Annotated in this window: 4 protein-coding genes; all 4 read left to right on the top strand. The window is 64.0% G+C overall.

Going from position 1 to position 5,401, the window contains the following annotated elements; genetic code table 11:
• The first annotated feature begins 250 nt into the window (after positions 1–250).
• Positions 251–1,153, top strand: coding sequence for a LysR family transcriptional regulator (locus ACE04F_RS09960; protein ID WP_486106289.1), 903 nt, complete (start codon positions 251–253; stop codon positions 1,151–1,153).
• Between the two features lie 124 nt (positions 1,154–1,277).
• On the top strand, positions 1,278–1,904 hold the full coding sequence (locus tag ACE04F_RS09965) for a glutathione S-transferase family protein (protein WP_486106291.1): 627 nt from the start codon (positions 1,278–1,280) through the stop codon (positions 1,902–1,904).
• A gap of 104 nt (positions 1,905–2,008) precedes the next feature.
• Positions 2,009–3,202, top strand: coding sequence for a DUF3142 domain-containing protein (locus ACE04F_RS09970; protein ID WP_486106293.1), 1,194 nt, complete (start codon positions 2,009–2,011; stop codon positions 3,200–3,202).
• Entirely contained in the window at positions 3,189–5,339 is a 2,151-nt protein-coding gene (locus tag ACE04F_RS09975; protein WP_486106295.1) for a hypothetical protein, read from the top strand. Before ACE04F_RS09970 ends, ACE04F_RS09975 begins: the two co-directional genes overlap by 14 nt.
• Positions 5,340–5,401 lie beyond the last annotated feature (62 nt).

Here is a 5,401-nt window from a genome sequence, read left to right on the forward strand (position 1 = left end):
CATTGGTTGTCAGCGATGCAGATGTCGACTGACAAACAGCCTTCGCGAGCAGGCTCGCTCCCACAGGGTTTTCCTTTCGGTCATTAATCTGTCATGACAATGTGCTCGATGGTACCAAGCGTAGCGGCCCTCGGCGGCACGATGTCTTGCGCCGGGCTGCGGTTCGCCCGCCTGACCCTCTACAATGGCGGTACGGCGCGGCTTTGAGGCGTAGGCAGAACTTGTATCAGGATTTCTCATCGGGGGACGGATGGACAGGTTTCAGGAAATGCAGGTGTTTGTCGCCGTCGCCCAGGACTGCGGATTTTCAGCGGCTGCCCGGCGCCTGGGCTTGTCGGCGGCGAGCGTGACACGCGCCGTGGCGGCGCTGGAACAGCGCATCGGTACGCCGCTGCTGGTTCGTACCACCCGCAACGTCTACCTGAGCGAAGCGGGCCAGCGCTTCCTCGAGGACTGTCGGCGGATCCTCGGCGATTTGCAGGAAGCCGAGGATTCGGCGGCCGGCAGCCACGCCCAGCCCCGCGGACAGCTGACGATTACCGCGCCCGTACTGTTCGGCCAGTTGTTCGTCACGCCGGTGCTGGTGGATTACCTGAGGCGATTTTCCGAAGTTTGCGTCAACGCCTTGCTGCTGGATCGCACCGTCAGCATGGTCGAGGAGGGAATTGATGTCGCGGTGCGCATCGGCGAGTTGCCCGACAGCAGCCTGCATGCCGTGCGTGTCGGCGAGGTGCGGCGGGTGGTGTGCGGTTCTCCGGAGTTCTTCGACCAGCATGGCCGACCCGAGCATCCGCAGGATCTGGAGCGGATGCCCGTGGTGTCGTCATCAGCCATCGGCCAGGTGAGGAACTGGACGTTCATCGAGGCCGGTCAGCCATTGTCGGTCCGGCCCACGCCCCGGCTCGTGGTCACGGCCAACCAGGCTGCCATCGGTGCGGCGTGCCAGGGTTTGGGGATGACCCGGGTCCTGTCCTATCAGGTTGCGAACAATATCGCGGCCGGCGAGCTGGAAATCGTCCTGGCCGGTTTCGAGCTGCCGCCATTGCCAATCCACGTGGTGTATCAGGGCGGGCGCAATGCGCCGGCGCGGGTTCGCAGTTTTGTCGACTTCATGGTGAGTGCAATACGAGAACATCCAGCCTTGAAGAACTGACACATTGTTTCGCCTGCAGAAATAATGGATTGCGTTTGCAGGTGATTCCATAGCTCCGTGCTTGAGCAGAAGATGACTCCATCGACGCCGCAAACCGATGGCGTCATTCTCGGCGGAGTCGACCATGAACCCTATCAAGCTCTATCACTTCCCACTGTCCGGCCATGCGCACCGTGTCCAGCTGATGCTTTCCTTGCTTGAGTTGCCGGTCGAGGTCAATTTTGTCGACCTGGCCAAGGGCGCGCACAAACAAGCGGATTTCCTCGCCATCAACCCGTTCGGCCAAGTACCGGTGATCGATGACAATGGTGTAGTACTGGCCGACTCCAACGCCATTCTGGTGTACCTGGCAAACAAGTACGGCGAGGGCCGCTGGCTGCCAACGGACCCGGTCGGCGCAGCTCGCGTCCAGCGCTGGTTGTCGGTAGCGGCCGGGCCATTGCATGCCGGACCGGCCACCGCGCGCCTGATCACCGTGTTCGGTGCTTCTCATAACGCCGAGGAGGTGATCGCGCGTTCCCACAACCTGCTCAAAGTCATCGACCAGGAACTGAGCACCAGCGCCTATCTGGTCGGTGCCACCCCGACCATCGCCGACATCGCAGGCTACAGCTATATCGCCCATGCGCCAGAAGGCAACGTTTCGCTGCAGGACTACGCTCATGTGCGTGCGTGGCTGGCGCGGATCGAAGCCTTGCCTGGGTTCGTGGGGATGCCGCGTACCGTTGTCGGCTTGCAAAAAGAGGCCTGAGTAACAGGCACAAAGTGGCGAGCGTGCAGCTGCCCTCGCCACTTGTTTCTGTGGAGCCTCGGAAACGTTAATCTGCCAGCCTTTTCCCGGGGTGGCTGCGCTTCATGACTTTTATCCACAGGCTCTCGTTGGCTCTCGCCGCGTTGTTTTTGAGCGGCTGCGATCAGCCCCCTCCGCCTGCCCTCGATCAGCAACTTTATATCTGGCAACGCCAGTGGACGCCGGCCCATGAACTGGCGCTGAGCCAGAGCCATGCTGACTTTTCCAGCCTGCGGGTGCTGGCGCTGCAAGCCTTTCCGGGCGCCGGCTGGAGCCGCGCGCGGATCGATCCGGCATTGCTCAAGGCTGACGGTCGGCCGTTGATCGCGGTGATCCGCCTGGATGGCCAGCTCAGATCCCTCGATCAGGACGAGATAATCTCGCGGATCCAGCAGTTGCTGGCCGACTGGCAAACCCTGGGCCTGGCGCCGATGGGCATCGAGATCGACCACGATGCCGGTAATGCACGGCTGCCGGCCTATCGGAACTTCCTTGTCCGCTTGCGGCAGGCCTTGCCGTCGGCCTTGCAGCTCAGCATCACCGCGCTGCCGGCCTGGCTCGACAGCCCCGAGTTGCCCGGTCTGTTAAAGGCTGTGGACAGCAGCGTCCTGCAGGTACACGCGGTCAGCGATCCGCGGCAGGGGCTGTTCGATCCCAGCCAGGCTCAACGTTGGGCCGAACGCTGGGGCGACCTCACCACACGACCGTTCTACCTGGCCCTGCCGGCCTATGGCGTGGCGCTGCTGACCGAAGAAAACGGCGCACCGGTGGTTGAGAGCGAAGTGCCTATCGACCGCGGCGGCGAGCGCCGGGAGTTGCTCGCCGATCCACAACAAGTGGCCGGGCTTGTCGCGCAACTGCGCGCCGAGCCGCCAGTGCATCTGGCCGGTTTGATCTGGTTTCGCCTGCCGCTGGCGGGGGACCGGCGCGCCTGGAGCCTGGCCACTCTTGGCGCGGTGGCGCGTGGTGATCGCCTGGACAGTCAACTGGCCCTGCGCCTGCAAGAGCAGGGCGGGCTCTATGACATCCGGCTGGTGAACCAGGGCAATCTCGATAGCCCCTGGCCGCAGCGGCTGACACTCGCCGTGGGCGGGTGTGATGGCGTCGATGCCTTGGCCGGTTATACGTTGCAACAAACCCCCGGACTGCTTACCTTCACCCGCATCCAGGAAGGCCGCTTGGCTGCCGGTGCCCAACGGGCGATCGGCTGGGCGCGCTGTACAAAAATCGACCAAGGAGGAATGAATGTCTACCCGTAAGTGGCCTCGTCGCCTGCTGTGCCTGAGCCTCGGTTTACCGCTGTGCCAGGCATTGGCCTGCGGGCCGGATTTTCCGATGCGCCTGCTGGATAACCGGGCCCAGTCTCTGGCGGAGCTGCCCGAGGGCAGCTTTCGCTTCGAGGTCAGTCGTCTTGGTCAGGCCATCGCCGGGTTGAAGCCGGCTACGGAGGCGACACGCAACCCTGACTACAGCTACGACGACGTGTCTTCCTACGTGGACCAACGCAACAAGGCCGAACAGCTTGGCCTGACCCCACCGCAGCAAGCCGTTGTGGAGCGCTTGCGGGCAATCGGCGATATGGAGCAGGTCGCCGCCGAAGCGGCCAACCTGCCCGCCGAGCTGCGGTTGTACGCAATCGGAGCGGCAGCGTTCAACGCCGGCGATCATTTGCGCGCAGCCGAATCGTTCCAGCAGCTGCTGGCGCTGCCGGCCGACGAGCGCCGGTTGCGCAGTACCTGGGCGGCGTACTCCCTGGGACGGGCGCTGTTTGCCATGAGCACCGAGGCTGGCCGTGGCGAACCGGCTGCCTTGCGGGATCAGGCACGGCAGGCGTTCCGCCAGGCTCGCGAATTGACTATCGCCGGCTTCAGCGACCCGTTGGAGCTGGGCGTCGCCAGTCTGGGCGAAGAAGCCAGGGTGGCCTATACCTCCGATGACTGGGACAGTGCCATCGGACTGTACGCGACCCAGAACCTGCAAGGATCCCCGGTCGGCTACAGCTCGTTGTTGCAGCTGGCGGGCGGCCTCAGTGTCGAGTCGGAACAACGCCTGGGCGAATTGCTCAAGGCGAAGGCCGTGCAGCGCCTGGTAACTGCTTATCTGCTCAGCCGCGTCGGCTGGTGGGACGGCGAAGAGCCCTCCGGCGAGAAAACCCTCGTCAAGCTGTTGCAAGCCAGCGCCCAGGGCAACCTTGATGATGCCGACCGCTTGGCGGCAGTGAGTTATCAACACGCTGACTACGACAGCGCGAAAGCATTTGCCCAAAAGGCCGGCGACAGCGGATTGGCGTGGTGGGTACGGGCCAAGCTCGCGCTGCGTGAAGGCGATAAATCCGCTGCGGCCGCCGCCTATGCCAAGGCCGCCCAGGCGTTTCCGAAGGACGAATCCTGGGGCGACCGCCGTACGCCGGATTGGGACTACGAGACGGTACAACCCAAGTGCCGGATCGAAGGCGAAAGCGCGATCCTGGCCTTGCAGAGAGGCGACTACCTGCAGGCTTTCGATCAGCTTTATCGCGGCCAGAACAACTATTGGTACGACGCCGCGACGGTCGCCGAGCGTGTACTGACCGTCGAGGAGCTCAAGCAGTACGTTGACGCCCAGGTTCCGGCACCGCCGCCGTTGAGCCAGGAAGATCGAGACAACTACGTACAGTTGTCGGTGGCGGCGAACCTGCGCAACCTGCTGGGGCGTCGTTTGCTGCGCGAAGGACGCTACGACGAGGCGCCGGCTTATTTCGACAATCCCGAGCTGCAGGACAAGGCCCGCACCTATGGGCAGTTGCGCCAGGATGCGGAATCCAAATGGTGGCCGACCAGCCGGGCCGAGGCGTATTTCAAGGCGTCGGTGATCGCGCGCAGATCGGGAATGCAGTTGCTGGGCTACGAGATGGCGCCGGATTACGCCAGCCTGGACGGCAACTACAGTTTTGAGCCGGTGGAGCTGAAGGTCGGGCCGCTGGTGGCCGACGGCGAGGTCCAGCGCCAGCAGGCCAGCGCCGCTCAACCGGACGTGCGTTACCACTACCGTTTTGTCGCCACGGCGCTGGCCAGCCAGGCCGCCGATCATCTGCCGCACAGCAGCCAGGCGTTTGCCGCGGTGCTGTGCAGGGCGGTGGGGTACAACTCGAGCCTCGAAGAACAAAGCGCGCTGTACCAGCGTTATGTGAAGGACGGCCCCTACGTGGAATGGGCCTGGGATTTCGGCCGTCAGTGCGAGGAACCGGCATTCGACCAGGCGGACAAGCGTTATGTCACTCAGGCGCTGACGCCGATTCGCTCGGCGCTGCGGCCGTTCAAGACAGGGCTGGAGGTGGGTGGCGCCGTGCTGGCGGTGGCCGTGGTGCTGGCCCTGATCAGTCGGCGCAAGCGCAAGGCTCGCATGGCCGCGAGCTGACAACGGGTCTGAATGTGGCGGGGGAGCGGGCTCCCGCTGGGGGGCGAAGCCGGCCTGAACTC

It is taken from the genome of Pseudomonas sp. AGC41, from assembly GCF_057334555.1.